General features: G+C 74.5%; 27 protein-coding genes. 17 read left to right on the forward strand and 10 right to left on the reverse strand.

Translation table 11 applies throughout. From position 1 onward, the window contains the following. Positions 1 to 37: 37 nt before the first annotated feature. Genes DZF91_RS11745 through DZF91_RS39700 form a run of 3 tightly spaced genes read right to left on the reverse strand, consistent with a single transcriptional unit; the run spans position 38 to position 968 of the window. The gene (locus DZF91_RS11745) at positions 38 to 382 is read right to left on the reverse strand and encodes a YciI family protein (protein WP_117357502.1); all 345 of its coding nucleotides are present in this window, start codon (positions 380 to 382) and stop codon (positions 38 to 40) included. Positions 383 to 394: 12 nt separating this feature from the next. Continuing rightward, complete coding sequence (locus DZF91_RS11750) at positions 395 to 772, reverse strand: VOC family protein (protein WP_117357503.1); 378 nt, start codon at positions 770 to 772, stop codon at positions 395 to 397. 34 nt (positions 773 to 806) lie between these two features. Beyond that, on the reverse strand, positions 807 to 968 hold the full coding sequence (locus DZF91_RS39700; protein WP_158587920.1) for a hypothetical protein: 162 nt from the start codon (positions 966 to 968) through the stop codon (positions 807 to 809). 115 nt (positions 969 to 1083) lie between these two features. On the opposite strand from DZF91_RS39700, the gene DZF91_RS11755 reads away from it, so the two are divergent. From DZF91_RS11755 to DZF91_RS11765, 3 genes are all read left to right on the forward strand, one after another. Then, a complete protein-coding gene (locus tag DZF91_RS11755) occupies positions 1084 to 1722 on the forward strand; it encodes a TetR/AcrR family transcriptional regulator (RefSeq protein ID WP_235834217.1) in 639 nt (212 codons plus the stop codon). A 246-nt stretch (positions 1723 to 1968) separates the two neighbouring features. Next, the gene (locus DZF91_RS11760; protein WP_117357505.1) at positions 1969 to 2970 is read left to right on the forward strand and encodes an ATP-dependent DNA ligase; all 1002 of its coding nucleotides are present in this window, start codon (positions 1969 to 1971) and stop codon (positions 2968 to 2970) included. A 98-nt stretch (positions 2971 to 3068) separates the two neighbouring features. Further along, positions 3069 to 3620: an EF-hand domain-containing protein gene (locus tag DZF91_RS11765; protein ID WP_117357532.1), complete on the forward strand. Its 552-nt coding sequence runs from the start codon at positions 3069 to 3071 to the stop codon at positions 3618 to 3620. 72 nt (positions 3621 to 3692) lie between these two features. On the opposite strand, the gene DZF91_RS11770 is transcribed toward DZF91_RS11765, so the two are convergent. Next, on the reverse strand, positions 3693 to 4604 hold the full coding sequence (locus DZF91_RS11770) for a phytanoyl-CoA dioxygenase family protein (RefSeq protein ID WP_117357506.1): 912 nt from the start codon (positions 4602 to 4604) through the stop codon (positions 3693 to 3695). 271 nt (positions 4605 to 4875) lie between these two features. After that, positions 4876 to 5439, reverse strand: coding sequence for a helix-turn-helix domain-containing protein (locus tag DZF91_RS11775; protein ID WP_117357507.1), 564 nt, complete (start codon positions 5437 to 5439; stop codon positions 4876 to 4878). A 67-nt stretch (positions 5440 to 5506) separates the two neighbouring features. On the opposite strand from DZF91_RS11775, the gene DZF91_RS11780 reads away from it, so the two are divergent. The 4 genes from DZF91_RS11780 (at position 5507) to DZF91_RS42930 (ending at position 8096) form a co-directional block, all read left to right on the forward strand. Then, the gene (locus tag DZF91_RS11780) at positions 5507 to 6271 is read left to right on the forward strand and encodes an AzlC family ABC transporter permease (protein WP_117357533.1); all 765 of its coding nucleotides are present in this window, start codon (positions 5507 to 5509) and stop codon (positions 6269 to 6271) included. Next, positions 6268 to 6567 carry an AzlD domain-containing protein gene (locus DZF91_RS11785; RefSeq protein WP_235834218.1) on the forward strand — a complete coding sequence of 100 codons (300 nt, stop codon included), beginning with the start codon at positions 6268 to 6270 and terminating at the stop codon, positions 6565 to 6567. The genes DZF91_RS11780 and DZF91_RS11785 overlap by 4 nt, the downstream gene beginning before the upstream one ends. Before the next feature lie 105 nt (positions 6568 to 6672). Continuing rightward, on the forward strand, positions 6673 to 7125 hold the full coding sequence (locus tag DZF91_RS11790) for a MaoC family dehydratase (RefSeq protein WP_117357508.1): 453 nt from the start codon (positions 6673 to 6675) through the stop codon (positions 7123 to 7125). A 50-nt stretch (positions 7126 to 7175) separates the two neighbouring features. Beyond that, positions 7176 to 8096: a mycothiol transferase gene (locus DZF91_RS42930; RefSeq protein ID WP_117357509.1), complete on the forward strand. Its 921-nt coding sequence runs from the start codon at positions 7176 to 7178 to the stop codon at positions 8094 to 8096. A 53-nt stretch (positions 8097 to 8149) separates the two neighbouring features. Here the strand turns inward: DZF91_RS42930 and DZF91_RS11800 are convergent, their stop codons facing one another. Continuing rightward, complete coding sequence (locus tag DZF91_RS11800; protein WP_235834219.1) at positions 8150 to 8641, reverse strand: DinB family protein; 492 nt, start codon at positions 8639 to 8641, stop codon at positions 8150 to 8152. A gap of 52 nt (positions 8642 to 8693) precedes the next feature. On the opposite strand from DZF91_RS11800, the gene DZF91_RS11805 reads away from it, so the two are divergent. From DZF91_RS11805 to DZF91_RS11820, 4 genes are all read left to right on the forward strand, one after another. Then, a complete protein-coding gene (locus tag DZF91_RS11805) occupies positions 8694 to 9293 on the forward strand; it encodes a TIGR04222 domain-containing membrane protein (RefSeq protein WP_268915933.1) in 600 nt (199 codons plus the stop codon). Positions 9294 to 9420: 127 nt separating this feature from the next. Next, on the forward strand, positions 9421 to 10035 hold the full coding sequence (locus DZF91_RS11810; protein WP_117357511.1) for an NADPH-dependent FMN reductase: 615 nt from the start codon (positions 9421 to 9423) through the stop codon (positions 10033 to 10035). Between the two features lie 62 nt (positions 10036 to 10097). Then, complete coding sequence (locus DZF91_RS11815) at positions 10098 to 11501, forward strand: DHA2 family efflux MFS transporter permease subunit (protein ID WP_235834220.1); 1404 nt, start codon at positions 10098 to 10100, stop codon at positions 11499 to 11501. Further along, a complete protein-coding gene (locus tag DZF91_RS11820) occupies positions 11501 to 12112 on the forward strand; it encodes a DsbA family oxidoreductase (RefSeq protein ID WP_117357512.1) in 612 nt (203 codons plus the stop codon). The genes DZF91_RS11815 and DZF91_RS11820 overlap by 1 nt, the downstream gene beginning before the upstream one ends. Before the next feature lie 18 nt (positions 12113 to 12130). On the opposite strand, the gene DZF91_RS11825 is transcribed toward DZF91_RS11820, so the two are convergent. Beyond that, on the reverse strand, positions 12131 to 13147 hold the full coding sequence (locus tag DZF91_RS11825) for an alcohol dehydrogenase catalytic domain-containing protein (RefSeq protein ID WP_117357513.1): 1017 nt from the start codon (positions 13145 to 13147) through the stop codon (positions 12131 to 12133). A gap of 111 nt (positions 13148 to 13258) precedes the next feature. On the opposite strand from DZF91_RS11825, the gene DZF91_RS11830 reads away from it, so the two are divergent. The 5 genes from DZF91_RS11830 (at position 13259) to DZF91_RS11850 (ending at position 19524) form a co-directional block, all read left to right on the forward strand. After that, positions 13259 to 14008 carry a TetR/AcrR family transcriptional regulator gene (locus DZF91_RS11830; RefSeq protein ID WP_117357514.1) on the forward strand — a complete coding sequence of 250 codons (750 nt, stop codon included), beginning with the start codon at positions 13259 to 13261 and terminating at the stop codon, positions 14006 to 14008. Between the two features lie 138 nt (positions 14009 to 14146). Further along, on the forward strand, positions 14147 to 16237 hold the full coding sequence (locus DZF91_RS11835) for a WD40 repeat domain-containing serine/threonine protein kinase (protein ID WP_117357515.1): 2091 nt from the start codon (positions 14147 to 14149) through the stop codon (positions 16235 to 16237). Further along, entirely contained in the window at positions 16237 to 18126 is a 1890-nt protein-coding gene (locus DZF91_RS11840) for a WD40 repeat domain-containing serine/threonine protein kinase (RefSeq protein ID WP_117357516.1), read from the forward strand. The genes DZF91_RS11835 and DZF91_RS11840 overlap by 1 nt, the downstream gene beginning before the upstream one ends. A gap of 58 nt (positions 18127 to 18184) precedes the next feature. Then, complete coding sequence (locus tag DZF91_RS11845; RefSeq protein WP_117357517.1) at positions 18185 to 18748, forward strand: PadR family transcriptional regulator; 564 nt, start codon at positions 18185 to 18187, stop codon at positions 18746 to 18748. A gap of 5 nt (positions 18749 to 18753) precedes the next feature. After that, positions 18754 to 19524: an SGNH/GDSL hydrolase family protein gene (locus DZF91_RS11850; protein ID WP_117357518.1), complete on the forward strand. Its 771-nt coding sequence runs from the start codon at positions 18754 to 18756 to the stop codon at positions 19522 to 19524. Here DZF91_RS11850 and mca read toward each other — a convergent pair. Both mca and DZF91_RS11860 read right to left on the reverse strand, forming a co-directional pair. After that, positions 19511 to 20368: a mycothiol conjugate amidase Mca gene (mca, locus tag DZF91_RS11855; RefSeq protein ID WP_117357519.1), complete on the reverse strand. Its 858-nt coding sequence runs from the start codon at positions 20366 to 20368 to the stop codon at positions 19511 to 19513. The two genes, DZF91_RS11850 and mca, sit on opposite strands and share 14 nt — an antisense overlap. A gap of 25 nt (positions 20369 to 20393) precedes the next feature. Beyond that, positions 20394 to 21026 (reverse strand): TetR/AcrR family transcriptional regulator, encoded by a 633-nt coding sequence (locus DZF91_RS11860; protein WP_117357521.1) that lies wholly within the window; start codon positions 21024 to 21026, stop codon positions 20394 to 20396. 92 nt (positions 21027 to 21118) lie between these two features. Here DZF91_RS11860 and DZF91_RS11865 point away from each other — a divergent pair, with 92 nt between their 5' ends. Continuing rightward, entirely contained in the window at positions 21119 to 22579 is a 1461-nt protein-coding gene (locus DZF91_RS11865; protein WP_117357522.1) for an MFS transporter, read from the forward strand. Positions 22580 to 22741: 162 nt separating this feature from the next. Here DZF91_RS11865 and DZF91_RS11870 read toward each other — a convergent pair whose 3' ends face one another. Further along, positions 22742 to 23944 (reverse strand): MFS transporter, encoded by a 1203-nt coding sequence (locus DZF91_RS11870; RefSeq protein WP_117357523.1) that lies wholly within the window; start codon positions 23942 to 23944, stop codon positions 22742 to 22744. Positions 23945 to 24328 lie beyond the last annotated feature (384 nt).

A 24328-nucleotide genomic window follows, 5' to 3' on the forward strand; every position in this document is an offset into this window, starting at 1 on the left:
CTCGCGCCTGGGTGGGCGCGAGGCGGCGGCTCTCTCGTCAGGCCGATTCGAGGATCGGGCGGATCTCGATGGTTTCCGGGGTCGGGAGGGACTTGGCCAGTTGGACGGCCTCGTCGCGGTCGGCCACCTCGACCACGAACCAGCCGCCCAGGGTTTCCTCGGTGGTGTGGGCCGGTTCGTCCGCCGTGGTGGCGGTGCCGTCGGCGGGCTTGCGGACGGTGACCGGGGTGGCCTCGGTGTCGAGGGCCTCCCCGCCGACCAGCTTGCCGGCGGCGGCTATCTGGCCGATCCAGGTCTGGTACTGCTCGCGGTAGGCGGCGCGGTCGGACTGGATGGCGCGGCGGGAGGCATCCGTTTCGAAGATGACCAGGGCGAATCGCATGGGGGTGTCCTTTCAGGCGGTCCACTGGACGAACTGGACGATCACGCCGTTGGGGTCGGTGACCTGGAACAGGCGCTCGCCCCAGGGCTCCTCGCGCAGCGGCATGGTGATCTCGACTCCGGCCTCGCGGAGCAGCTTCTCCTGCTCGTCCAGGCCGTCGGCGAGGGTGAAGGCGAGAATCAGGCCGGCGGCGCGCCGGTCGCGCTGCTCGGGCGGGAGCACCTCGGTGCCGCGGGCCAGCAGGACGATGTCGAACGCGTCGGGCCGGGTCAGGGACGCGAAGCCGTCGGCGGCCTGCTGGACCGTGTAGCCGAGACGGGTGGTCAGGAACTTCTGCGAGGCGGCGACGTCGTCGACGGTCAGCGAGACGGTGGAGGCGGTGAACTGCACGGGTCTCCTTGTGCTGGAGGGGAGGGACGGGGGGTCAGTAGCCGCGTCGGCGCGGGACGAGGCGGACGCCCTTGGCCTGCTGCCGGCCGCGGGCCCGCTGGTCGGACGGGAGGCGGCGCAGTTCGGCGCCGCGCGTCCGGGGGCGGGGCGCGGCGGCGGACTCGACCGCGGCGAGGTCATGGGTGTGCTTGCGCATGGGCGTCCCCCTTGAACATCGAGTTCCATCGTCGCAAACTTGCGACGGAGGTAAATTTAGCCTGAGGGGTTCGGTGGTGTCAACATAAAGATGCTACGAGGGTAAGATTCCGCCCATGGCTACTCCAATGCCCGTCCCCGGCCTGCGCGAGACCAAGAAGCAGGAGACCCGGCAGCTCATCTCCGACCATGCGACCCGGCTGTTCATCGCCCAGGGCTTCGAGCGGACGACGATCGCCGAGATCGCCGCCGCCGCCCGCGTCGCCAAGAAGACCGTCACGAACTACTTCGCCCGCAAGGAGGACCTGGCCCTGGACCATCAGGAGGAGTTCGCCGCGTCCCTGGCCGGCGCCATCGGCGGACGCGCCGCAGGGGAGTCGGCCCTGGCCGCGCTGCGCCGCGCGTTCGCCGACGCCGTCGCCGCCCGGGACCCGGTCGCGGGCTTCTCGGGGCCGGAGTTCGCCCGCATGGTCGCCGAGAGCCCCACCCTGACCGGTTGCCTGCGCGGCCTGCACGACCAGCGCGAGCACCATCTCGCCCTGGCGCTCGCCGAGGCCACCGGGGCGGAGGCCGACGACATCACGGTCCGGACCGCCGCCGGCCTGCTCGGGACCGTCCACCGGGTGCTGTTCCACCGCATCCAGGCGCTCACGCTGGCGTGCCGTTCCAACGACGAGATCGCCGAGATCATCGGGGCGGAGGCCACCCGGGCCTTCGACCTGCTCGAACCCTCTCTGGGCGAGTACGCGGCCTGAGCCGGCCGGCGCTCCGCGCCCATCGTCCGGAGGTCGGGGGCGCGGAGCACGGAGGCCAGCGGTCGTGCGCGGCGACGTCGTTCAGGCCGCGCGGTTCGCTTGCCGGTCAAGGGACGGCATGGGCGGCAAAGGTGCGGCTGGGATGCGGCGATGAGAACGGCACGAAGCCTCCCGCGATCGTCCACGGGCCGCGGATTCGCGGCTGAATAGGGATGAGGAGGCGGACGCGCGGGGGGAGGCGCTGCGATGCTGATCGCGGGGCCCGTGTCACCGATGCTCGCGGCCACGGTCGATCGCATCCCCGACGGGAGGATGGCGTTCGAGCCGAAGTGGGACGGCTTCCGCGTCCAGGTGCGGGTGGGGCCGGACGGGCGGGTCGAGCTGTATTCGCGGGCGCTGGCACGTCTGACGGCGCTGTTCCCGGAGACGGCCGCGGCGGTCGGACGGCTGGTCCCACCGGGGACCGTGCTGGACGGTGAACTGGTCCGCTGGGCGCCCACCGGACGGCTCGACTTCGAGGTTCTGCAGCAACGGCTTCGCGGCGGGACGGGACGGGCGGCCGCGCAGGCGCGTGAACGTCCGGTGCACGTGGTGGTGTTCGACGTGCTCGAGACGGCCGGCGAGGGGGACGTGCGCGGTCTCCCGTTGCAGCAGCGGCGGCGGATTCTGGAGGGGCTGTTCGCGGACGCGCCGCCGGACGGGCTCGTGGTGCTGACGCCGCAGACCGTCGACCGGGGCGAGGCCGAACTGTGGCTCGAGGTGCTGACCAGCCAGGGCATCGAGGGGTTGGTGATCAAGCCGCTGGACGGCGCGTACCTGCCGGGACGGCGGCGGTGGTTCAAGCTGAAGCGGCGGTGGACGACGCTGGCGGTCGCGGGCGGGTTCCTCGGGTCGTTCGACGCGCCGACCGGGCTGGTGATCGGGCGCGTCTTCCCGGACGGGCGGATGCGCATCACCGGACGCACGTCCGCGCCCGCGCAGCCGCTGCGGCGGGGGCTGGCGGCCGAGCTGGCGGCGCGGTTCCCGGCGCCGCCGGAGCATCCGTGGCCGGACCGGCTCGCGCCGAACTGGCACGGCGAGCAGCCCGAACCGATCCTGTACCACCGGATCCGGCCGGACCTGGTGGTGGAGGTGTCCGTGGACGTCGCCACCGAGCGTGACCGGCGCTGGCGGCATCTGGCCCGGCTGCTCGACGTCCGTGGGGATCTCGACCCGGCGGACGTGCCGCGCGGGCTGGATCTGGAGTGAATCCGACTCGTCCGGGATCGGGGCACAAGGGGGGATCCGGTCCATCATTTGACCACTCTGAGTAATCTGTCAGTGACTTGTTGCATATGGTCGGGTGCATGAGTGATCTACGCACGCGCAAGTACCACCAGTGGTTCCAGGGCGCCGACGCGGACGACGACGGGCTGCTCGCCCGCGGCGACCTGATGCGGATCGCCGAGCGGGCCGTGGCCGTCCAGGGCGTCGCGCCCAACTCGCCGCACGCCCGGCAGCTGAACGAGTCGATGGACTGGTTCTGGACGGGGGTCATCGCGCCCTACGACCGCAACGGCGACGAGCAGGTGAACCGCGCGGAGATGACCGAGGGGTTCATGGCCGCGCTCACCGACCGGTCCCGGTACGCCGAGCAGCTCAAATGGATCGCCGACCTCATCTTCGACCTGGGCGACGCCGACCGCGACGGGCGGATCTCGCTGGCCGAGTTCAGCCAGGTCTTCGCGGCGGGGATGCGGATCCCGAGCACCGACTGCGCGCTGGTCTTCAACCAGCTCGACCTGGACGGATCGGGCACGCTGGGCCGTCCGCAGTACCACGACGCCGTGGTCGAGTTCTTCTACGGCGACGACCCCGAATCCCCCGCCAACCACCTGTTCGGCCGCATCTACAGCTGACACGTCCGAGGCGAGGGGCGGCGCGGTCGGCCGGGGCGCGCGCGGGTGGCGGCGCGCCCCCGGCCGCCGACATCAGGCGGGGGCGGTGCGCAGGGGGTTGTCCAGGGCGCGCTTCTCGTAGTCGAGCGCCAGCTCCTCGGGCATGGCGGCGAGGTCGGAGCAGCGGACGAAGTCGCGCAGCGTGGTGCCGGTGCAGGCGGCGTCCACGTTCGGCGCGCCGCGGCGGGCGCGGACGTCGTCCAGGTGGACGGTGCGGAAGTCGATGCTGAAGCGCGTCCGGCCGGAGGTGTTCGGGACGGTCGAGTGGAACTGCGCGCCGGAGAAGACCAGCATCCCGCCCGCCTCCGGGACGACGCGGATCTGCGGGTCCAGTTCGATCGGCTCCTCCGGTTTCGGCTGGTCGCGGGTGTCGGTGCCGATGTGCCGGGCGGCGGTGCGGCGGCTCGTCCGGTTCCATTCGGCGTAGTCGTAGCGCGCGCTGCCGTTCAGCACCGGGCGGTCGAAGTAGCGCGGGTGGAACGCCATGGCGTTCTCCGGGACGATCCCGAAGACCGGTATCCACCAGTTGACCTGGTTGAACGGGGCGGAGTACCAGCAGTCCCGGTGCGGGTGGAAGGCGTAGGAGATGCCGGTGGTGAGGTAGTCGCCGGACGTCGAGGTCCGCAGCCGCGGCACGTCGAAGTAGGTGCGGTCCGGGTCGCAGCCCATCTCGGCCAGCAGCGCGGGCAGCAGCTCGCGGCAGCGGGGATGGTGGATGAAGCGGGGCTTGAGCTCCGCCAGCAGCGCGGCGAACGCGCCGACCTCCATCTCGTGCTGCGCCGTCTCCGGGTCGCGGTCGCCGAACGCCTCGGCGATCAGCTCGCGGGCGAATCCGGTCAGCGCCAGCGACGCCGGGGTCGCCGAATAGACGAACACCTCCCCCTGGAAGAGCAGCCCCCGTCGTGTGTCGTCGTCCAGCACGGCATTGGAGAACACCGAACTCATCGTTGAACGCCCCCTTGCCCCCGTCCACCATCTTTCCGGACGAATAGTCGCTCATGAGCCGACGAATTACCGCAGTGCGGACGGCGAATGACCGGAACAGGACAGCAGAAGGCGTCAGCGGCGTCGGACGCGCCGCCCGGATGCCCGGCGAGCTGCGGTTTCAGGCGTCCGAAGGCGGTCCCGACAAGGCGGGGGCGGCCTTTTCCGGACGGCTCGCATCACCTTTCGTAACGGGTTTCGCCAATCGCGTGACCGAATGCGCGAGCCGGCGTCAGGTGTGTTCCGAGATGAGGGTCGCGCGCGTTCCGGCCTCCAGGGCCTGGAAGGTGTGCGGAAGGTCGCCGGGATAGGAGATGTAGTCGCCGGGCGCGAGTTCGACGGGGTCGTCCAGCAGGCCGACGAGGGCGCTGCCGGTGCTGAGGACGACGTGCTCGACGACGCCCGGCATGTGCGGGTCGGACACGCGGGGCGGGCCGGGCTCGGCGGTGATCTGGTAGACGTCGCGGCGGGCGCCGGGCGGGCAGGAGGCGAGGACGGTCGCGCGGTAGTCGGCGCGGTCGGCGGCCAGCGAGGGCCCCTCCCCGGCCCGGATCACCTGGACGCGCGGGACGGGCTGCGCGACGAGCTGCGCGAACGGGACGTCGAGCGCGACGGCGAGCGCCCACAGCGTCTCCACGCTCGGGTTGCCCGCGCCCGACTCCAGCTGGGACAGCGTGGACTTGGCGACCCCGGCGCGGCGCGCGACCTCGGTCAGGGACAGGCCGCCGCGGGCGCGTTCCCGGCGCAGCGCGGCGGCGATGAACTCCATCGGCGGACGGGCGGGCTGCTCGCTCATGGCCGTTCATCCTAGTGAACGAGGTTCGATTTGACGAACAACGCCCGAATCGTTCATTTTGGACTACGTGCGTTCGATATGGAGAACAGTCGACCGGGACATCGCGCTGGTGTGCCTGGCCGTGGGTGTGACCTCGGTGTCCTACGGCGCGGTCTCGGTGGCGTCCGGGCTGCCGTTCTGGTTCCCGGTGGTGATGGGGACGCTGGTCCTCGCCGGATCGTCGGAGTTCCTGTTCGTCGGGATCGTCGGCGCGGGCGGCTCGCCGGTCGCGGGGGCCCTCGCCGGGCTGCTGGTCAACGCCCGGCACCTGCCGTACGGGCTGGCGCTGCCCGACGTCCTCGGCCGCGGCTGGCGGCGGGCGCTCGGCGTCCACGTCATGAACGACGAGTCGGTCGTGTTCGCGCTCACCCGCAAGGAGAACGCGGCGCGCTCCTACTGGACGTCCGGCATCGGCGTCCTGGTGTGCTGGCCGCTGGGCGCGCTGCTCGGCGCGGCTCTCGGCTCGACGGTCAGCGACCCGAACGCGTTCGGGCTGGACGCGATGTTCCCCGTCGTGATCCTCGCGCTGATCCTGCCGTCGCTGCGGGACCGCGTGGCCCGGCGTCCGGCGCTGCTCGGCGCGGTCATCGCGCTCGTGTGCGCGCCGCTGCTGCCCACCGGACTGCCGCTGCTGGCGAGCCTCGCTGCCCTGGCCGCGGTCCCCCTCCTCGGCGGCCTGGGCACGAGCCCGAGCGCGAGCGCGGACGCGAGCCCGAGCGCGGACGCGCGCCCGAGCGCGGGCCCGAGCGCGGGCACGAGCGGGGACGCGGAGTCGGAGAGGGGGCGGGCGTGATCGTCGCGTCGATGCTCGTCCTCGCCGTCGGGACGTACCTGCTGCGCCTGTCCGGGCCGCTGCTGCGGACGCGCGTCTCCTTCCCGCCGAGTGCCGAGCGGCTGCTCGACGTGGCGGCGGTGGTGCTGCTGACCGCGCTGGTCGCGGTGACCGCGCTGACCGAGGGCGGCGGCCCGGCGGACGCCGCGCGTCCGGCGGGAGTGCTGGTCGGAGGGGTCCTGGCCTGGCGGAAGGCGTCGTTCATGGTCGCCGTCCTCGCCGCCGCGGCGACCACCGCCGTCCTCCGCCTCATCTGAGCCGGCCGGACGGCGTGACGCGAGCGGACGGGCGACAAGAGCGGGGGCGCGGGTTTGTCGGGTGCCGCCTTGCCGCGGTTCGCGCCGACGCCGAAGGATCGGACCATGAGGCGTTTCGCGAGTGTGGACGAGTTCGCCGCCGCCAAGGGCGAGCACCTGGGGTACAGCCCGTGGCGGACGGTGGAGCAGCGGCAGATCGACCTGTTCGCCGAGGCGACCGACGACCGGCAGTGGATCCACGTGGACCCCGAACGGGCCAAGGACGGCCCGTTCGGCACCACGATCGCGCACGGCTACCTCACGTTGTCGCTGGTCAGCGCGTTCATGCCGGAGATCTTCCACATCGACGGACTGTCCATGGGCGTGAACGTGGGGCTGAACCGGGTGCGGTTCCCGGCTCCGGTGAAGGTCGGCTCGCGGATCCGGGGCGGCGCCCGGCTCGTCGACATCAAGAACTCTCCGGCCGGGAAGCTGTCGACGGTCAAGCTGACGGTCGAGGTCGAGGGTGAGCGGCGCGCCGCCTGCGTCGCCGAAACGCTCTCGCTCTACGTGCCTTAGGCGGGGGCGCGGACGTCGCCGGCCCGCGGCGGTGGGCTAGCTTCACCGGTATGGGTGATCTGCGCGGGTTGGAGCGGTTGGAGTTCGCGTTTCCGGGGCCGCTGCGCGACCGGCTCGTCGCCGCGATCCTCTCCGGCGCGAAGACGAGCACGACCGGCCTGCTGGCCGAGTACGAGGCCGGCGGCGATCCGCTGCCCGAGCCCGGGCGGCGCGGCGTCCTGGTCGACTCCGCCGAGCGGGACGTGGCGGTGCTGGAGACGGTCGAGGTCGGGACGGTCCGGCTGGCGGACGTCGGCTGGGAGCACGCGCGGGACGAGGGCGAGGGCCACCGGTCGGTCGCCGAGTGGCGGGCGGCGCACGAGGACTTCTGGCACGGCGCGGAGATGCGCGCGGTCCTCGGCGACCCGGACTTCACCGTGGACGACGACACCCTCGTGGTGACCGAGCGGTTCCGGGTCGTCCGGACGCTGGCCGACCACGGGCGGTACGAGCCCGCGCGGACGTCCGGGGAGCGCGAGACGCTGGCGGGGTTCCTCGACTGGCAGCGCGCCACGCTCGCGTTGAAGTGCGAGGGGCTGGACGCCGATCAGTTGCGGCGCAAGGCGCTCCTCCCCTCGGAGCTGTCGCTGCTCGGACTCGTCCGGCACATGGCGCAGGTCGAGCACGACTGGTTCCGCGTCGTGGTCTGCGGCGACGACCGCGCGGGCCTGTGGCCGCGCGCGGCCGACGGCGGGTACACCGACTTCCACGTGGACGACGCCGATCCCGACGAGATGTTCGCGGTGTGGCGCGGGGAGTGCGAGAACTCGCGCGCCGTCGTCGCCGAACGGGACCTGGACCAGGCCGTCCGCTGGCGGGACGAGACGTACTCGGTGCGCTGGGTGGTCACCCACATGATCGAGGAGTACGCGCGCCACAACGGGCACGCCGACCTGCTCCGCGAGCACATCGACGGCGTCACCGGCGAGTGAGGCGGCGCCGCTGACGCCAGGGGCGCTCAGACGGCGCCCGTGAGAAGGAGTTCTCAGCGGTCCAGGGGGACGGCGGTTCCGTCGATCGCGGCGCGCAGCACCTCGGCGTGGCCGTGGTGGCGGGCGTACTCCTCGATCATGTGGCAGAGGATCCAGCGGAGCGAGACCGCCCCGCGCCTCGGGTGCTCGCCCGTCGCGTCCAGGCCGGGCGCGGCGGCGACGATCGCGCGCGACCGGGCGCACTCCTCGTACCAGGCGTCGTAGGCGGCGTCGGCGGTTCCGGTGAAGCCGAAGTCGTCGCCGGGGAACCGGGACCACCGCAGCGGCACGTCCTCACCTGCGAAGACGCGCCGGAACCAGGCGCGTTCGACCTCCGCCATGTGCCCGACGAGGCCGCTGAGCGTGAGCGCGGACGGGGCGGCGGCGCGGGCGGCCATCTCGTCCTCGGACAGCCCCGCGCAGACCATCGCCAGGGCGTCCCGCCGCCCCTCCAGGAGGGCGGTAAGGATCGTCCGCTCGTCCGTCCCGGTGCCGGATTCGTCCACCTGGCCAGCCTAGTCACGCGCCCTTGCCGGACGTCCGCCGGGCGGTCACGCTGTGATCGACGGCGACCGGACGCCAGGAGGCGCGATGGACCTCTACGAGACGGCCTACCTGTGCGGAGGCCGCGACCGCGTCGCGCTCGTCGCCCTCGTCCGGGCGGCCGGTGAGGGCCGCATCGCGATCGCGCCGGCCCGGCACCGGGTCACGGCCGGTTCGCCGGCCTCCGGCGCGGCGCCGGACCCGGTGGAGGCCGCGGTGCTCGCCGCGCTTCCGGCCACGGGCGCGCTGCTCGGCGAGCTCAGGCGGCGGGTGGCCCGCTCGGACGCGGTCGCGGACGTCCGGCGGGGCCTGGCGGCACAGGGCCTGCTGCTGGGAGGCTTCCGGACTCCGCGCGGACGCCGCCGCCGGGCGGAGCTCGATCCGGGAACGCCGCCGGAGCGGGTCGCGGTGCTCGGGGAGCCCGGCATCGCGGACGAACGGCTCCGCCGGATCTTCACGACGCCCGACCCGGACCTGGCGGCCGTCCGCTGGCTGCGCCGCCACCCGGTGGCGGACGGGCGCGACCGTGGCGGCCTTTACAGCCCGTCCGACGGCGGCGCTTCCGGCTACGACGGTGGCGGCGGCGGGAGCGGGAGCGGCGGCGGAGGGTGGTGAGTCCGGCGCACGGGGTGTGAGACGACCGTCACGTCGGATTCGCGGTTGACCTCAACCATTCTTGAGGTCCCAGAGTGGGGCGTGCCGTCCCGACCAGCGGGACGCACGATCCCCTGGAGACGCAGAGATGAGCGAGACCCACACGCTCGATCCGCGGCGACCGTCGTCCGCATCCCGGCCGCTGCGGGTCGTCGCGATCGTCGGCAGCACGCGGCCCGGCCGGTACGGCCCCACGATCGCCGACTGGTTCACCGGCGTCGCCCGGACCCGGGACGACATGGAGTTCGAGGTCATCGACCTCGCCGAGACCATGCCGCCGCCGGACGCCGCCGCCCGCCCGTCCGCCGCCGAGAGCGTCCAGGCGTTCGCCGAGGCGACGGGGAAGCTGGCCCGCGCGGACGCGTTCGTGGTGGTCACGCCCGAGTACAACCACAGCTTCCCGGGCGGGCTGAAGGAGTTCATCGACGCGCACCGGACGCAGTGGGCCGCCAAGCCCGTCGCGTTCGTGTCGTACGGCGGGATGTCGGGCGGGCTGCGCGCGGTCGAGCACCTGCGCCAGGTGTTCGCCGAACTGCACGCCACGTCCGTCCGGAACGTGGTGAGCGTCCACAACCCGTGGACGACGTTCGACGCCGCCTGCCCGGACGCGCGGGCCGCCGCGCACCGGATGCTGGACCAGCTCGGCTGGTGGGGCGGCGCGCTGCGCGACGCCCGCGCCGTCCGCCCGTACGAGGCGGTGTGACGATGGCCGCGACGATGACGCGCGGCGGGACGACCGCCGCGGCGCCGCACGGACCGCGGCCGATGACGATCGCGCTGGTCCTGGTGCTCGGCGGGGTGATGGTCTCGCTCGACACCACGGTCGTGAACGTCGCGGTCGACCGGCTGTCCCAGACGTTCGACGCCTCGCTCGCGACGATCCAGTGGATCGCCACCGGCTATTCGCTGGCGCTCGGCGCGATGGTGCCGACGGCGGCGTGGGCCGTCGGGCGGTTCGGGGCGAAGCGGCTGTACCTGACGGCCGTGTCCGCGTTCGCGCTCGGTTCCGTGCTGGCCGGGCTGGCCTGGGACGTCCCGTCGATGATCGCGTTCCGGGTGGTGCAGGGGCTGGCGGGCGGGCTGGTGATGCCCGCCGGGATGACCATCCTCATCCGCGCCGCGAAGCCGGAGGAGCTCGGCAAGCTGATGGGCACCAACGGGCTGGCGATCCTCGTCGGGCCGCTCGCGGGGCCCGCGCTCGGCGGCTGGCTGATCGACCAGGTGTCGTGGCGCTGGATGTTCTTCATCAACCTGCCGGTCGGGCTGGCGATCCTGCTGCTGGCCGGACGGCTGTTCCCGGCCGACGTGACCGGCGCGCGGCGCTCGCTGGACGTCCCCGGACTGCTGCTGCTCTCCCCCGGGCTCGTCGCGCTGATCTACGGCGTCACCCGGTTCGGGGACGGCGCGTCCGGCGCGGCCCCGTTCGCGTGGATCGCGCTCGGGCTGGGGCTCGCCGCCGCGTTCGCCGTGCGGGCCCGGTTCGCCGCGCATCCGCTCATCGACCTGCGGCTCTTCCGCACGCGGGCGTTCTCCGCCGCGACCGGGACGATGACGGTGTTCTGCGCCGGGTACTTCGGCACGATGATCCTGGCCCCGCTGTACTTCCAGCTCGTGCGGGGCGAGTCCGCGACGGTCGCCGGGCTGCTGGCGATGCCGGGCGCGCTCGCGTCCGGGACGGCCATGCAGGTCGCGGGCCGGCTGGCGGACCGGATCGGCCCGGGACGGATCGTCCCGGTGGCGGTCGCGGTCGCGGCGTCCGGGTTCGCGCTGCTGACCGCCCTGCTGACCGCGGACGCGTCGTACTGGGCGCTCGCGGGCGCGACGATGCTGGTCGGCGCGGGCGGCGGCGCCACGATCATGCCCGCGATGACGGCCGCGACGCGCGGCGTCTCGCACGACCAGGCGCCCGCCGCGAGCACCACCGTCAACCTGGTGACGACCACGATGGCCGCGGTCGGGACGGCGTCGGCGAGCGCGCTGCTGTCCGCCCGGCTGCCGGACGGCGGCATCAAGGCCGTCCACCGGATGTCGGAGGCCGCCCGGGAGGCCGCGGCCCCCGCCCTCGCGGACGCCTTCCGGTTCACCTACGCCCTCCCGCTGACGCTGGTCGTGGCCGCGCTCGTGCCCGCCCTGCTGATCCACCGCCGTTCCACCGAGAAGGAGTCGTGATGAAGGTCCGCATCGAGATGACCCAGGACATCGCCTGCGCGTGGTCCGCGCTCGCGCACGCGCGGCTGGAGAACGCGCTCGAGCGGTTCCGCGCCGGGGGCGGCGAGGCGGAGGTCGTCTACCGGCCGTTCCAGATCGTCCCGGACGCGCCGCCCGACGGGGAGCCGCTGAGCGAGGTGCACCGGCGCGTGTTCGGTCCGGAGGCCGAGCGCAACACCGCCCGGATGACCGCGCTCGCCGCCCGCGACGGGTTCACGATGCGCTTCGACCGCGCCGTGTTCGCCAACACGCTCGACGCGCACCGGCTGGTGGCGACCGCCGCCCTGCACGGCCGGGGCGAGGAGGCCGCCGGACGGCTGTTCCGCGCGTACTTCCAGGACGGTCTCAACGTCGCCGCGCCGGACGTGCTGGCCCGGCTGGCCGGCGAGCTCGGCGTCCCCTGGGCGCCGGACGGCGACTCCGGCGAGGTCCGGGCGGCGGTCGGACGGGTGCGCGCGGAGGGCGTGACGAGCGTGCCGCGCTTCGTCATCGGCGACCGGACGCTGCCGCCGGGCGCGCCGTCCACCGACGACCTGCTCGCGGCGATGCACGACGCGGCCCGGGCGGCCTAGCCGGCGGAACGGGTCCGCTCACCGGTCCATGGTCAGGACGGTCCGGAAGCGGGCCCGGTTCATGGTCTGGAACGCGTCCTCCGCCTCGGCGAGCGGACGCGTCTGGACCATCGGCCGGACGCCGGTCAGCACCGCGAACTCCATGGCGTCCTCGGCGTCGGCGGCGTGCCCGCTGTACCAGCCGGTCACCTCGCGGCGGCCGAACATCAGCAGGTCGCCGGGGACCGGGATCGGGTCGTGGTCGTTGGCGATGACGACCATCCGGCCGTTCGGCGTGAGGCCGGTCGCGATGTCGGCCTGCGCCTGGGCGGACCCGACGGTGGCCAGCACGACCCGCGCGCCGCCGAGCCGCGCGAGCTGCGCGCCCGCGCTCGACTCCTCGCTGTCCACGTACTCGTCCGCGCCGAGCCGCCGCGCGAGCTCCTCCTTCGCGCGGCCCCGGTTCACGGCGACGACGCGCAGGCCCATCTTGTCGGCGTACTGGACGGCCAGGTGCCCGAGGCCGCCGATGCCCTGGACGGCCACGGTGTCGCCGGGCCGCGCGCCGCTGTGCCGCAGCGCGTTGAAGGTGGTGAGGCCCGCGCACATGAGCGGCGCGGCCTCCTCCAGCGCCAGGGCGTCCGGGACGCGGGCGAGCGCGGCCTGCGGCGCGACCATGTACTCGGCGTAGCCGCCGTCGAAGCTCGCGCCGGTGATCAGCCGCTCGGCGCAGTTGACGAAGTCGCCGCGGCGGCAGGCGCGGCAGGTGAAGCAGTGGCCGCCGTGCCAGCCCGCGCCGACCCGGTCGCCGGGCCGCCACGCGGTGACGCCGTCGCCGACCGCGTCCACGACGCCCGCGACCTCGTGGCCGGGCGTGCGGGGCGTGCCGAGGCCGAGGGCGTCGAACCGGGTCACGCCGTCGCCGCCGCACACGCCGCACGCGTGCACCTTCACCCGCACCTGGCCCGGTCCGGGCTCGGGCACGGGAAGCGTCGCGGGCTCGAACGGCTTCCCGGCGGCGACGGCCCGGACGGTCCGCATCGTGCTGCTGCTCATGGGGTTCCTCCTCGGAAGGGTGTTCCGGCCGCACGGTCGGTAACAGCGATAACTGTTTCGCGCTTTCGACGTTACCATACAGCGTTATCGCTGATTTGTTAACATCGATACATGACCGACCGCACGCAGACCCGGGAGCGCATCGTCGCCGCCGCCGACGAGCTGCTGACCGCCCGCGGGCGCGACGCGGTGACCACGCGCGCGGTGAGCGCCGCCGCCGGCGTCCAGCCGCCCGCCATCTACCGCCTGTTCGGGGACATGAGCGGGCTGCTGGAGGCGGTCGCCACCGAGGCGTTCGGGCGCTACCTGGCCCTCAAGGAGGCCCAGCCCCGGACCGGCGACCCCGTCGACGACCTGCGCGCGGGCTGGGACCTGCACGTCCGCTTCGGCCTGGAGAACCCCGCCCGGTACCGGCTGATGGGCGAGTTCCTCGGCCCCGGGTCGGACCTCCCGGCGGCCCGGGCGTCGCGCGACATCCTGCGCGGCCTGGTCGACCGGGTCGCCGAGGCCGGACGGCTCTCGGTCGCGGTCGAGCAGGCCGTCGAGATGGTGCTGGCGACCGGTCTCGGCGTGACGCTGACCCTGCTCGACCAGCCGGCCGAGCGCCGGAACACCGCCCTGTCCGAGCGCACCCGCGAGGCCGTGATCGCCGCCGTGACGTCGGACGCCGCCGTGACGTCGGACGTCGCCGGGCCCGGCGACGAGCCGGCGGGTGCGCGCGAGGGCGCGCACCGCGGCGACCGGGAACCGGCGCGGCGGGCGGTGGCGCTGCGGGCCGTTCTGGACGAGTCGTCCGCCGCCTTCACCCCCGGCGAGCGGCTGCTGCTGGAGGAGCTTCTCGACCGGCTGGCGCACGCCTGACCCTGGTCGGCCGGCGCACGCCTGACCCGACCGGCTGCCGTCCGCCTGCCCCGACCGGCCCTCGGACGCGGCCGTCCGCCCGGATGGGGTCGGTCACATCGGTACCTGAGAGACAACCGCGTCTGCTAGAAAGCCTTCGTGGAAGCGCTGAGGCCCGGCGACCCCCGGCGGATCGGCCCCTACCGGCTGGAGGCGCGCCTCGGCCAGGGCGGGATGGGCCGCGTCTTCCTCGGCGTCTCCCCCGGCGGACGGCGCGTCGCGGTGAAGGCCATCGAGGCCGCGCACGCCGAGGACCCCGCCTACCGCCGCCGCTTCGCCCGCGAGATCGCGTCCGCCCGCAGGGTCGGCGGATTCCACACCGCGCAGGTCGTGGACGCCGACCCGGACGCGCCGGAGCCGTGGCTCGCCACCGCGTACATCCCCGGCCCCTCGCTGCGCCGGCTGGTGGACGAGCGCGGCCCGCTCGCCGGGGACGACCTGCGCGCGCTCGCCGCGGGGCTCGCCGAAGGCCTGGCCGCGATCCACGCCTGCGGGCTGGTGCACCGCGACCTGAAGCCGGAGAACGTCCTCATGGCCGAGGACGGACCGCGGATCATCGACTTCGGTGTGGCCCGCGCCACCGACGCGACGTCCCTGACCTCGCACGGCGTGGTCGTCGGCACGTACGCGTCCATGGCGCCCGAGCAGGTGCTCGCCGGACCTGCCGGGCCGCCCGCCGACGTGTTCTCGCTGGGCTGCGTGCTCGCTTTCGCGGCGACCGGGCGAGGGCCGTTCGACGCGCCGACCCTCCCGGCGATCGTGCACCGAGTACTCAACGACGCGCCCGAGCTGGGCGGCGTTCCGGAGCCGCTGCGCGCGCTGGTCGCGGTCTGCCTCGCGAAGGACCCGGCGGCGCGTCCCACCGTCGGGCAGGTCCTCGCGCACCTCACCGATCCGGACGGCGGCGCGCTCCCGACCCCGAGCCTGGCCGCGCTGCTCACCACCCCGGCCGAAGCCGCACCCGCCACCCCTGCCGAGGCCGCACCCGCCGCACCCGCCGACGCCGCACCCGCCACCGCGACGGACGCGACCGCGGCGGAGAGGACGCTCGCGGAGCGGACTGTCGCGCGTCCGGCGACGATGGTCGCCCCAGCGGACGCCGTCTCCGCGCCGGCCACCGCTCAGTCCGTCGCGGTGCGCAGGCGCGCATTGCTGGTCGGAGGCGGCGCGGCGCTCGCCACGGCAGCGCTCGGCGGCTCCGCCGCACTGCTCCTCGGCGGCTCCGACGGCGCAAAGGACACCCCGAAGAGCCGGACGCCGCGCCTCGTCTCGTTCACCCAGCCCACCGCCGCCCTCGCCGGGCACACGCAGGGCGTGCGCAGCGTGGCGTTCAGCCCGGACGGACGGTTCCTCGCCAGCGGCAGCGGCGACTCGACCGTCATCGTCTGGGACGTCACCGCCGGACGCGCCGTCCACACCCTGCGCGGGCACACGTCCGCGGTGCTCGCGGTCGCCTACAGCCCGGACGGACGCACCGTGGCGAGTTCGGCGCTCGACGGGACCGTCCGGCTGTGGGACGCGACGACCGGCACGCCCCGGCAGATCCTCCCCACCGACCGGTACGGCGTGAGCGGCCTCGCGTACAGCCCGGACGGGCACTACCTCGCGGGCTGCAACCCCGACGTCCGGATCTGGGACGCGGCGACCGGCCGCAGGCTCCGCACGCTCACCGGAAGCGGGAACGCGGGCGTCGACGACGTCGCGTTCAGCCAGGACGGACGGACCGTCGCGGCCGTGACCGACGGCTTCTACAAGAAGGCGCCGGGCAGCAGCGTCCTGATGTACGACCCGGCCACCGGACGCCGCACGGGCACCCTAACCGGGCACCGGGACAGCGTCCACGCGCTCGCCTTCGTCCCCGGCGGACGGACGCTGGTGAGCGGCGGGAACGAGGGGATCGTCCGGATCTGGGACTACCCGTCCGGGCGGACCACCGCGACGGTCGACGTGGGCGGCGGCGTCATCCACGGCCTGGCGGCGACGCCGGACGGCCGCACGCTCGTCGTGGGGTGCGCCGACCGGACCGTCCGGCTGTTCGACCTCGCGACCCGCGCCCCCGCCGGGACGCTGACGGGCCCGTCGTCGGAGATCGAGTCGGTGCGGACCGCCCCGGACGGCGCGCTCGTCGCGGCGGGCTCCGGCACGGGATCGGACGCCGACACGAACGTCTACCTGTGGAAGGTGCGCTGATGCCGCCACTGGGCCCGGGCGACCCGCGCGAGGTCGGCCCGTACCGGCTGGAGGAGCGGCTCGGCGCGGGCGGCATGGGCGAGGTGTTCCTCGGCGTCTCGCCCGGCGGGCGGCGCGTCGCGGTGAAGCTGATCCGCGCCGAGTTCGCGGCGGACGCGCGGTTCCGGGCGCGGTTCGCGCGGGAGATCGAGGCGGCGCGGAAGGTCGGCGGGTTCCACACCGCGCAGGTCGTGGACGCCGACGCCGAGGCCGCGTCGCCGTGGATGGCCACCGCGTTCGTGCCGGGACCGTCGCTGCGCCAGGTGGTCCTGCGGCAGGGGCCGCTGCCGCCGCACGAGGTGCGCCGCCTCGGCGCGGGCCTCGCCGAAGGGCTGGCGGCGATCCACGGCAGCGGGCTGGTGCACCGCGACCTGAAACCGGGGAACGTCGTCATGGCGCCCGACGGTCCGCGGATCATCGACTTCGGCATCGCGCGCGCCGCCGACGCGACGTCCCTGACCTCGGCGGGCGCGGTGGTCGGGACGTTCTCGTTCATGTCGCCGGAGCAGGTGTGCGCCGAGGAGACCGGGCCGCCCGGCGACGTGTTCTCGCTCGGCTGCCTGCTCACCTACGCGGCGACCGGGCACGGCCCGTTCGACGCGCCGACGATCCCGGCGATCGTCCACCGCATCACCGACGGGCCGCCCACGCTGGACGGCCTGACGGGCGACCTGCGCGAGATCGTCGCCGCCTGCCTGCGGAAGGACCCGGCGGCCCGTCCGACCGTCCCCGACCTCATCGAACGCCTCACCGCACCGGAGCCGCCCCGGCCCCCTGCTCTCCCCACGGCCCCGGACTCGGAGCCGGTTCCGGGCGGGGTCTCGCGGCGGGGTGTGCTCATCGGGGGCGCGGCTGCGGCGGTGGCGGCGGCCGTGGGCGTTCCGGCGGCCGTCCTGCTGTGGCCGGACGGCGGGACGGGAAGCGCGCTCCCCGAGACGCCGCTCGCCGTGCCCGTCCCGACGGTGCTCCCGAACACGGCCGTCGACATGCTCCAACTCGCCTACGGCGCGAACGGCGGGCGGCTCACCGGCGCGGCGTTCGACCAGATCTGGCACTGGGACCTCGCGACGGGCAAGGGCTCGTCCACCACCTTCCAGTTCGACGACTGGACGCGTCCGCAGACGCTCAGCGCGGACGGGCGGATCGCGGCGGGCGCGACCCGCAACGGCCCGTTCACGATCCGGGACGCGCTGACCGGGAAGGCCATCGGCGGCCTGCCGTCCGGCACGCGTCCCCGGACCGTCGCCCTCGGCCCGGACGGACGGCTGCTCGCCTACCTCGGCGACGACGGCGCACTCCATATCTGGGACGTCGCCGCGAAGCGGATCGTCAAGTCGGAGCCCGCCCCGGCAGGCGGCGCGGACACCGGCTCCCGCCTGCTGTTCAGCCGGGACGGGCGGGACGTCCTGCGCCTGGACCAGGGCCGGACCACCCGGACGAGGGTGACCGGGAAGCCGGTCGCCGGAGCGCCCGCCGCCGTCCCGAGCCCGGCGGCCGAGATCGGCGTCCCGGTCGCGGCGGTCAGCCCGGACGGCTCGACCCTGGCGCTCGCGGCGGGCTCCGACTCGACGATCTCCCTCGGCCCGCCGGACGGCTCCCCGGTCCGGACGCTGGAAGGGCACACCGGCCGGGTCACCGCCGTCGCGTTCAGCCCGGACGGCCGGGTCCTCGCGAGCGGCGGGGAGGACGGGACCGTCCGGCTCTGGCACGTCCCGACCGGGCGGCCGGTCGCGGCCGTGCACGGCGATCCGAGGAAGGTCGAGTGCGTGGCCTTCGCCCCGGACGGCCGCTCCTTCGCCAGCGGCGGGGCGAGCGGCGTCACCAAGCTCTGGACCTTCCCGGCGCACTGAAACGGTGCCTCGCCGCTCGCACCTAGTCAACAAATTGAATAATCACTACGATGGTGCCATGTCGCTGCGCAACGCGGTGCTGGCCGCGCTCCTGGACGGTGAGGCGTCCGGCTACGACCTCGCCAAGAACTTCGACGCGGGCGTCGCCAACTTCTGGATGGCCACGCCGCAGCAGCTCTACCGCGAGCTGGAGCGGATGGCCGGGGAGGGCCTGATCCAGGCGCGGGTCGTCCAGCAGGAGCGGCGGCCCAACAAGCGGCTCTTCTCGCTCACCGACGCCGGGCGCCGCGCGCTGCGCGAGTTCACGGCCGCGCCGCCGCGTCCAGGCGCGATCCGGGACGAGCTGATGGTCAAGGTCCAGGCGGTGGACGGCGGCGACGTCGAGGCCGTGATCGAGGCCGTCCGGGAGCGGATGGCGTGGGCCGAGGCGAAGGTCGCGCGGTTCGAGCGGCTGCGCGTGCGGCTGCTCGCCGGACGCACCGAGGGGGAGCACCTCGCCGAGGCCGAGCGGGTCGGCCCCTACCTGACGCTCATGCGCGGCCTGGAGTTCGAGCGGGAGAACCTGCGGTGGGGCGAGCGGGCGCTCGCCGTCCTGGAGGCCCGCCGCTCGCGAGTGGAGTGAGGACCATGCGCTACCTGCGCTATGTGGCGGTCGGCGACAGCCAGACCGAGGGACTGATGGACGGCGACGAGGTGTCCGGCTACCGGGGCTGGGCCGACCGGCTCGCCGAGATGCTGGCCGCCCGCGAACCGGAGTTCCGGTACGCGAACCTCGCCGTCCGGGGGCATCTGGCGGCGGCGGTCCGGGCGCACCAGATGGACGCCGCGCTCGCCCTGGAGCCGGACCTCATCACCGTCACGGCCGGGATGAACGACCTGATCAGACCGGGATGCGACATCGACGCGGTCGCCGCCGAGCTGGACGCGATGCTCGCCGCGTTCACCGCGTCGGGCGCGACCGTGGTGGCCTTCACCTTCCCGGACGTCGGCGAGATCGCGCCGCTGGTCGCGCGGCTGCGTCCCCGGATCGTGGCGTTCAACGAACGGGTGCGGGCGATGGCCGAGCGGCACGGCGCCGTCCTCGTGGACACGTGGGGGCGGCCGGTCGTCACCGATCCGCGCATCTGGAACCCCGACCGCCTGCACGCGTCGCCGCTCGGGCACGCGCGCATCGCCGCCGCCGCCGCGCACGCCCTGGGCCTGCCGGGCAGCGACGCGTCCTGGGCCGATCCGCTGCCGCCGCTGCCGCCCGTCCCGGGATGGCGGCGCGTCGGAGGGGAGCTGGCCTGGGCGGCCGGGTTCCTCGGTCCGTGGGTGTGGCGGCGGGTCCGGGGACGCTCGTCGGCGGACGGCCGCACCGCCAAGCGCCCCGAGCTGCTGCCCGTCAGCCTTCCGTAGGGACGCCCGCGAAGAGGTCGTCCTCGGGGAGCGTGACGGGAACGAGCGCCTTCGCGAGGAAGTAGTCCTCGGTCGGCCACACCTCACGTTCGACGTCCCGGTCGTGCAGCATGAACCCGCTGTGCGGACCGACCTGCGTCGCGTGGGCGAGCAGCGCCTCGTCCCGGACGGCGAAGTACTCGGCGCACCGGACGCGCGTGGTGAACTCCGGCGCCGGGACGTCGTCGGGGAACTCCGTCAGGACGTCCGCCATGGGCGATGCGAGACCGCGCGCGGTCATCCCGTCGTGCAGCGCCTGGAACCACGCCTTCGACAGAGCGCCGTGGTAGTAGAGCTTGAGCGGCTGCCACGGCTCACCGCCGCCGGGGAACCGGCCACCGTCACCCGCCGCGTCGAAGGCGGCGACGGTCACCTCGTGCGTGCGCACGTGGTCGGGGTGCGGATACCCGCCCGTCTCGTCGTAGGTGACGACCACGTGCGGACGGAACTCCCGCATGACCGCGACGAGCCGGCCCGCGGCCTCCTCCAGCGGCGTGCGCGCGAAGCACCCGTCCGGCAGCGGTTCACCGGGACCGGGCAGGCCCGAGTCCGTGAACCCCAGGAACCGGTGCCCGACACCCAGCACCCTCCGCGCCGCCTCCATCTCCGCGCGCCGGATCGCGGGCAGGTCCTCCCGGACGCCGGGACGGTCCATCGCGGGGTTGAGGACGTCGCCGCGCTCGCCGCCCGTGCAGGTGACGACCAGCACGTCCACGCCCTCGGCCGCGTACCTGGCCAGCGTCGCCGCGCCCTTGTTCGACTCGTCGTCCGGGTGGGCGTGCACGGTCATCAGTCGCAACGTCATGCGCGGAATCTTAGGTTCGACCTAACTACTCGGCAAGCGAGCTCCTAGGCTCGACATAAGCTCCTGCGCGCGCGGCACAGCAGGCGGCGTGCGCGGCGCGGTCCGCGACCGCCTCGTCCAGGGGGTCTCCGCTGGCCAGGAAGCGGTAGTACAGCGGGGCCGACACCGCGCGGACGACCTCGGCGGCGTCCGTGCCCTCCGGCACCTCGCCGCGCTCGACGGCCTCCGTCACGCAGGGGGCCCACTCGGCGATGCGGGTGGCGTAGAAGCGGTGCAGCGCCTCGGCGGTGCGCTCGTCCCCGGTCGCGGCGGCGATCACGGCCTTGAACAGCGCGCCCTGCCGCTCGTCGGTGAGCGTCCGGACGACAAGCCGGGCGTTCGCGCGCAGGTCGCCGTCCAGCGAGCCGGTCTCCGCGCGGGCGACGGACTGCTCGGCCATGTCGTCCAGCAGGTCGGCGACCAGGACGCGCGGGCTGCCCCAGCGCCGGTAGACGGTCGTCTTGCCGACCTCCGCGCGGCGCGCGACCTCGGCCAGGTCGATGCCGTCGAAGCCGCACTCGATCAGCGCGTCCTCGGCCGCGCGGAGCACGGCGGCCCGCACCCGGGCGGTCCGCCCGCCGGGGCGCAGGGTGCCGGGCGCGGTCTCCGGTTCGGGCATAACGGGTCTCCAGTTCCATTTAGGCGCGACGGGTGGTACGGTCGCCCCATCCTAACGGAACTACAGAACCGTTTAGAGCCGGAGGCTTCCCCATGGCCACACCCACCACCGCATCATCCGCGTCCGCACCGCCCAGCACGGCACCGCCCAGCACGGCACCTCCCGCCGCTCGTCCGGCCGACGCGCCGCACCGGATGACCGGGCGGCAGCGGCTGCTGCTCACCCTGCTGCTCGGCGCGCAGTTCATGGTCGCCGTCGACTTCTCGATCCTGAACGTGGCGCTCCCCGAGGTCGGCGCGGGCCTCGGCTTCGCGCTGGCGGACCTGCAGTGGATCGCCACCGCGTTCGCGCTGGCCGCCGCCGGGTTCACGCTGCTGTTCGGCCGCCTCGCCGACCTCGTCGGACGCAAGCGGCTGTTCGTCGGCGGGATGGCCGTGCTCGGCGCGTCCTCCCTGCTCGGCGGGCTCGCGACCGGCCCCGAGGTGCTGCTCGCGGCGCGCGTCCTGCAGGGCCTCGCGACCGCCGCCGTCACCCCGGCCGGCCTCGCCCTGCTGACCACCGCGTTCCGCGAGGGGCCGCTGCGCGAGCGCGCGCTCGGCCTGAACGGCGCGCTGATGTCGGCCGGGTTCACCGCCGGGGCGATCCTCGGCGGGCTGCTGACCAGCCTGCTGTCCTGGCGCTTCGCGTTCCTGGTCAACGTGCCGGTCGCCGCGCTGGTGGTGGCGCTCGCGCCCCGGATGATCACCGAGTCGCGGCCGGCCGTCCGGCCCCGGCTGGACGTGCCCGGCGCGGCCTCGGTGACCGCCGGCCTCCTGCTGCTGGTGTTCGGCCTCACCCGGGCGGGCGAGCACGGCTGGACCGCGCCCGGCACGCTCGGCCCGCTCGCCGCCGGGGCCGTGCTGGTCGTCGCGTTCTGGTTCGTGGAGAAGCGCGCCGCCGAACCGCTCGTCCCGACCGCCCTGCTCAGGCGGCGCACGGTCATCTGGGGCAACACCGCCGGGCTGGTCGCGTTCGTGACCGAGACCTCGCTGGTCTTCCTGCTCACGCTCTACCTGCAGAAGGTCCTCGGCTACTCGCCGCTGGCGACCGGGCTGGCGTTCGGCGTCCTCGGGCTCGGCACCGTCCTCGGCGGGACCCTGGGCGGACGCGTCGTCGGCCGGTTCGGCACCCGCGCCACCCTCCTCGGCGGCGGCCTGGCGCAGGCGGCGGCCACCGCGACCCTGGTGGCGCTCGGCACGTCGCACGCCTGGATCGCCCTGCTGCTCGCGGCGACCTTCGCCGGCGGCGTCGGCAACATGCTGATGATCGTCGCCTTCATGGTCACCGCCACGTCCGGGCTGCCGGACGCCGACCAGGGCCGCGCGACGGGCGTCGCCACCATGACGCAGCAGATCGGCATCACGCTCGGCACGCCGGTCATGAGCGCGGTCGTGATCGCGAGCTCCACCGCGGCGGACGTCCTGCCCGGCATCCGCGTCGCGATCGGCGTCAACGCCGCCCTCGTCGCCGCCGGGGCCGTTGTCGCCGCCGCGGCCCTCAAGCGCGGACGTTGACCGTCCCGCCCCTGCTCCTCCGATCGACCCGGCCGTCACCCGGCCGGGTCGATCGCCTGCGCGCCGAACAGCCCGCCCCTCCGGGCATCCCCTCTGCGCGGTGAGCACGCTGTCCCACAACGGAGACGCGGGATGATCGCAACTGGCCGTTGTAGTGCGTGGTCAGCGGGACGGGGCCGCCGCGCGGCGGACGCCGACCGACCTCGCCAGCGCGAGGACGGCCAGACCGCCCACGAGAGCGCACACGCCGAGCCAGCCGATCCGCGCGTACGCCTGCGCGCCGAGCCACGAGCCGACGCCGCCGCCCAGGTACGCGCACGTCATGTAGGCCGTGTTGACGCGGCTGCGCTCGGAGTCGCGCAGCGCGTAGTTGCGCACCTGGTTCGCGACCATGCCGGACTGCATCGCGACGTCCAGGACCAGGAAGCCCGCCACGAGGACGGCGATCCCGGCCGTCCCGCCCGCCGTCCCGAGGGCGAGGACCGCGGCGGACGCGACGACCGCCGCCATGCTCACGCGGTTCACCGGCTCCGGGCCGTGCCGGTCGGCGAGGCGTCCGGCGAGCGGTGTGCAGAACATCGTGGCGGCGTTGACCAGCGCGAGCAGCCCGACCGCGCGCGTCGTCAGGCCGTAGCCCGGTCCGGTGAGCAGCAGCGCGACGCCCGTCCACGCCGCCGAGAACCCGCCGAAGACCGCGGCCTGGTAGAAGCACGACCGGCGCAGTGCCGGCTCGGCACGCAGCAGCCGCAGCGGCGCGGCCAGCAGGGCCGGGTAGCGCTCGCGCGTCCCCGGCTCGGTGTCCGGCAGGACGCGCGCCAGCACCAGCGCGGACACGAACGTCAGCGCCGCGGCACAGAAGTAGGGGGCGCGCCAGCCGAGCCATTCCCCGGCGAACCCGCCGAGCGTCCGGGACAGCAGCATCCCGCCGATGGACCCGCCGAGCAGGACGCCGCTGACCGTCCCGCGCCGTCCGGGATCGACCAGGCCCGCCGCCATCGGCCCGAGGATCGGCGCGACGACCGTGGCCGCGCCGACGAGCGCCGACGCGGCGGCCAGCGGTGCGATGCCGGGGGCGGCGCCGGCCGCGACCAGCCCGGCCCCGGTCAGCGCGAGCAGCGCCACGACCAGCCGCCGGTGCGGGATCCGGTCGCCGAGCGGGACCAGCAGGAAGATCCCGGCCGCGTACCCGAACTGCGTCGCCGTCACCGCGAGCGCGGCCGTGTCGGGCGGGACGCCCAGCCCGGCCGCGACCGACGGGCCGACCGCCTGCGGGAAGTAGACGTTGCCCACGGCCACGCCGCAGGTCAGGGCGAGGAGCGGGATCACGCCGCGGCCGGCGTCCGCCCGGTGGAGGATGAGCGTCATACGGCCGAGTCCACCGGCCGGGGACGCGCGGGCCAATCGATGTAGCCTGCGGCTAAATGGTCACTTTCGAGCTGGACGTCGAAGACCTCGCCGACACCAGGTTCGCGCTGTCCCCGCTGCACGAGACCGTCATCAGCCTGCGCGTGCTGCGCGACCCGGCCCTGTTCGCGCTGCACCTGCCGTGGCGGCGCGCCGTCCTCGCCGAACTGGACCCCCCCGACCTGCGGCTCCTGCTCTCCCTGGTCAGCGACCGCCTCACCCTGCCGGACTTCCTGACGCCGCGTCCCGAGGTGTTCGCCTCCGCCTTCGAGGCGGAGCTGGAGGTCGTCCGGCGGACGCCCGGTCCGGTCGTCCGTCGTCCGGCGGACGCCCGGTCCGGTCGTC

Source organism: Actinomadura logoneensis, assembly GCF_003428695.1.
GTDB lineage: Bacteria > Actinomycetota > Actinomycetes > Streptosporangiales > Streptosporangiaceae > Spirillospora > Spirillospora logoneensis.

Excerpts from the sequence above, each read along its gene's own strand:
- DZF91_RS11745 (WP_117357502.1), bottom strand. The coding sequence starts at position 382 with ATGCGATTCGCCCTGGTCATCTTCGAAACGGATGCCTCCCGCCGCGCC.
- DZF91_RS11840 (WP_117357516.1), top strand. The coding sequence starts at position 16,237 with ATGCCGCCACTGGGCCCGGGCGACCCGCGCGAGGTCGGCCCGTACCGG.
- DZF91_RS11820 (WP_117357512.1), top strand. The coding sequence starts at position 11,501 with ATGAAGGTCCGCATCGAGATGACCCAGGACATCGCCTGCGCGTGGTCC.
- DZF91_RS11810 (WP_117357511.1), top strand. The coding sequence starts at position 9,421 with ATGAGCGAGACCCACACGCTCGATCCGCGGCGACCGTCGTCCGCATCC.
- DZF91_RS11765 (WP_117357532.1), top strand. The coding sequence starts at position 3,069 with ATGAGTGATCTACGCACGCGCAAGTACCACCAGTGGTTCCAGGGCGCC.
- DZF91_RS11830 (WP_117357514.1), top strand. The coding sequence starts at position 13,259 with ATGACCGACCGCACGCAGACCCGGGAGCGCATCGTCGCCGCCGCCGAC.
- DZF91_RS11790 (WP_117357508.1), top strand. The coding sequence starts at position 6,673 with ATGAGGCGTTTCGCGAGTGTGGACGAGTTCGCCGCCGCCAAGGGCGAG.
- DZF91_RS11865 (WP_117357522.1), top strand. The coding sequence starts at position 21,119 with ATGGCCACACCCACCACCGCATCATCCGCGTCCGCACCGCCCAGCACG.
- DZF91_RS11860 (WP_117357521.1), bottom strand. The coding sequence starts at position 21,026 with ATGCCCGAACCGGAGACCGCGCCCGGCACCCTGCGCCCCGGCGGGCGG.
- DZF91_RS11850 (WP_117357518.1), top strand. The coding sequence starts at position 18,754 with ATGCGCTACCTGCGCTATGTGGCGGTCGGCGACAGCCAGACCGAGGGA.
- DZF91_RS11815 (WP_235834220.1), top strand. The coding sequence starts at position 10,098 with ATGACGATCGCGCTGGTCCTGGTGCTCGGCGGGGTGATGGTCTCGCTC.
- DZF91_RS11770 (WP_117357506.1), bottom strand. The coding sequence starts at position 4,604 with ATGAGTTCGGTGTTCTCCAATGCCGTGCTGGACGACGACACACGACGG.
- DZF91_RS11775 (WP_117357507.1), bottom strand. The coding sequence starts at position 5,439 with ATGAGCGAGCAGCCCGCCCGTCCGCCGATGGAGTTCATCGCCGCCGCG.
- DZF91_RS11845 (WP_117357517.1), top strand. The coding sequence starts at position 18,185 with ATGTCGCTGCGCAACGCGGTGCTGGCCGCGCTCCTGGACGGTGAGGCG.
- DZF91_RS39700 (WP_158587920.1), bottom strand. The coding sequence starts at position 968 with ATGCGCAAGCACACCCATGACCTCGCCGCGGTCGAGTCCGCCGCCGCG.
- mca (WP_117357519.1), bottom strand. The coding sequence starts at position 20,368 with ATGACGTTGCGACTGATGACCGTGCACGCCCACCCGGACGACGAGTCG.
- DZF91_RS11760 (WP_117357505.1), top strand. The coding sequence starts at position 1,969 with ATGCTGATCGCGGGGCCCGTGTCACCGATGCTCGCGGCCACGGTCGAT.
- DZF91_RS11870 (WP_117357523.1), bottom strand. The coding sequence starts at position 23,944 with ATGACGCTCATCCTCCACCGGGCGGACGCCGGCCGCGGCGTGATCCCG.
- DZF91_RS42930 (WP_117357509.1), top strand. The coding sequence starts at position 7,176 with ATGGGTGATCTGCGCGGGTTGGAGCGGTTGGAGTTCGCGTTTCCGGGG.
- DZF91_RS11755 (WP_235834217.1), top strand. The coding sequence starts at position 1,084 with ATGGCTACTCCAATGCCCGTCCCCGGCCTGCGCGAGACCAAGAAGCAG.
- DZF91_RS11825 (WP_117357513.1), bottom strand. The coding sequence starts at position 13,147 with ATGAGCAGCAGCACGATGCGGACCGTCCGGGCCGTCGCCGCCGGGAAG.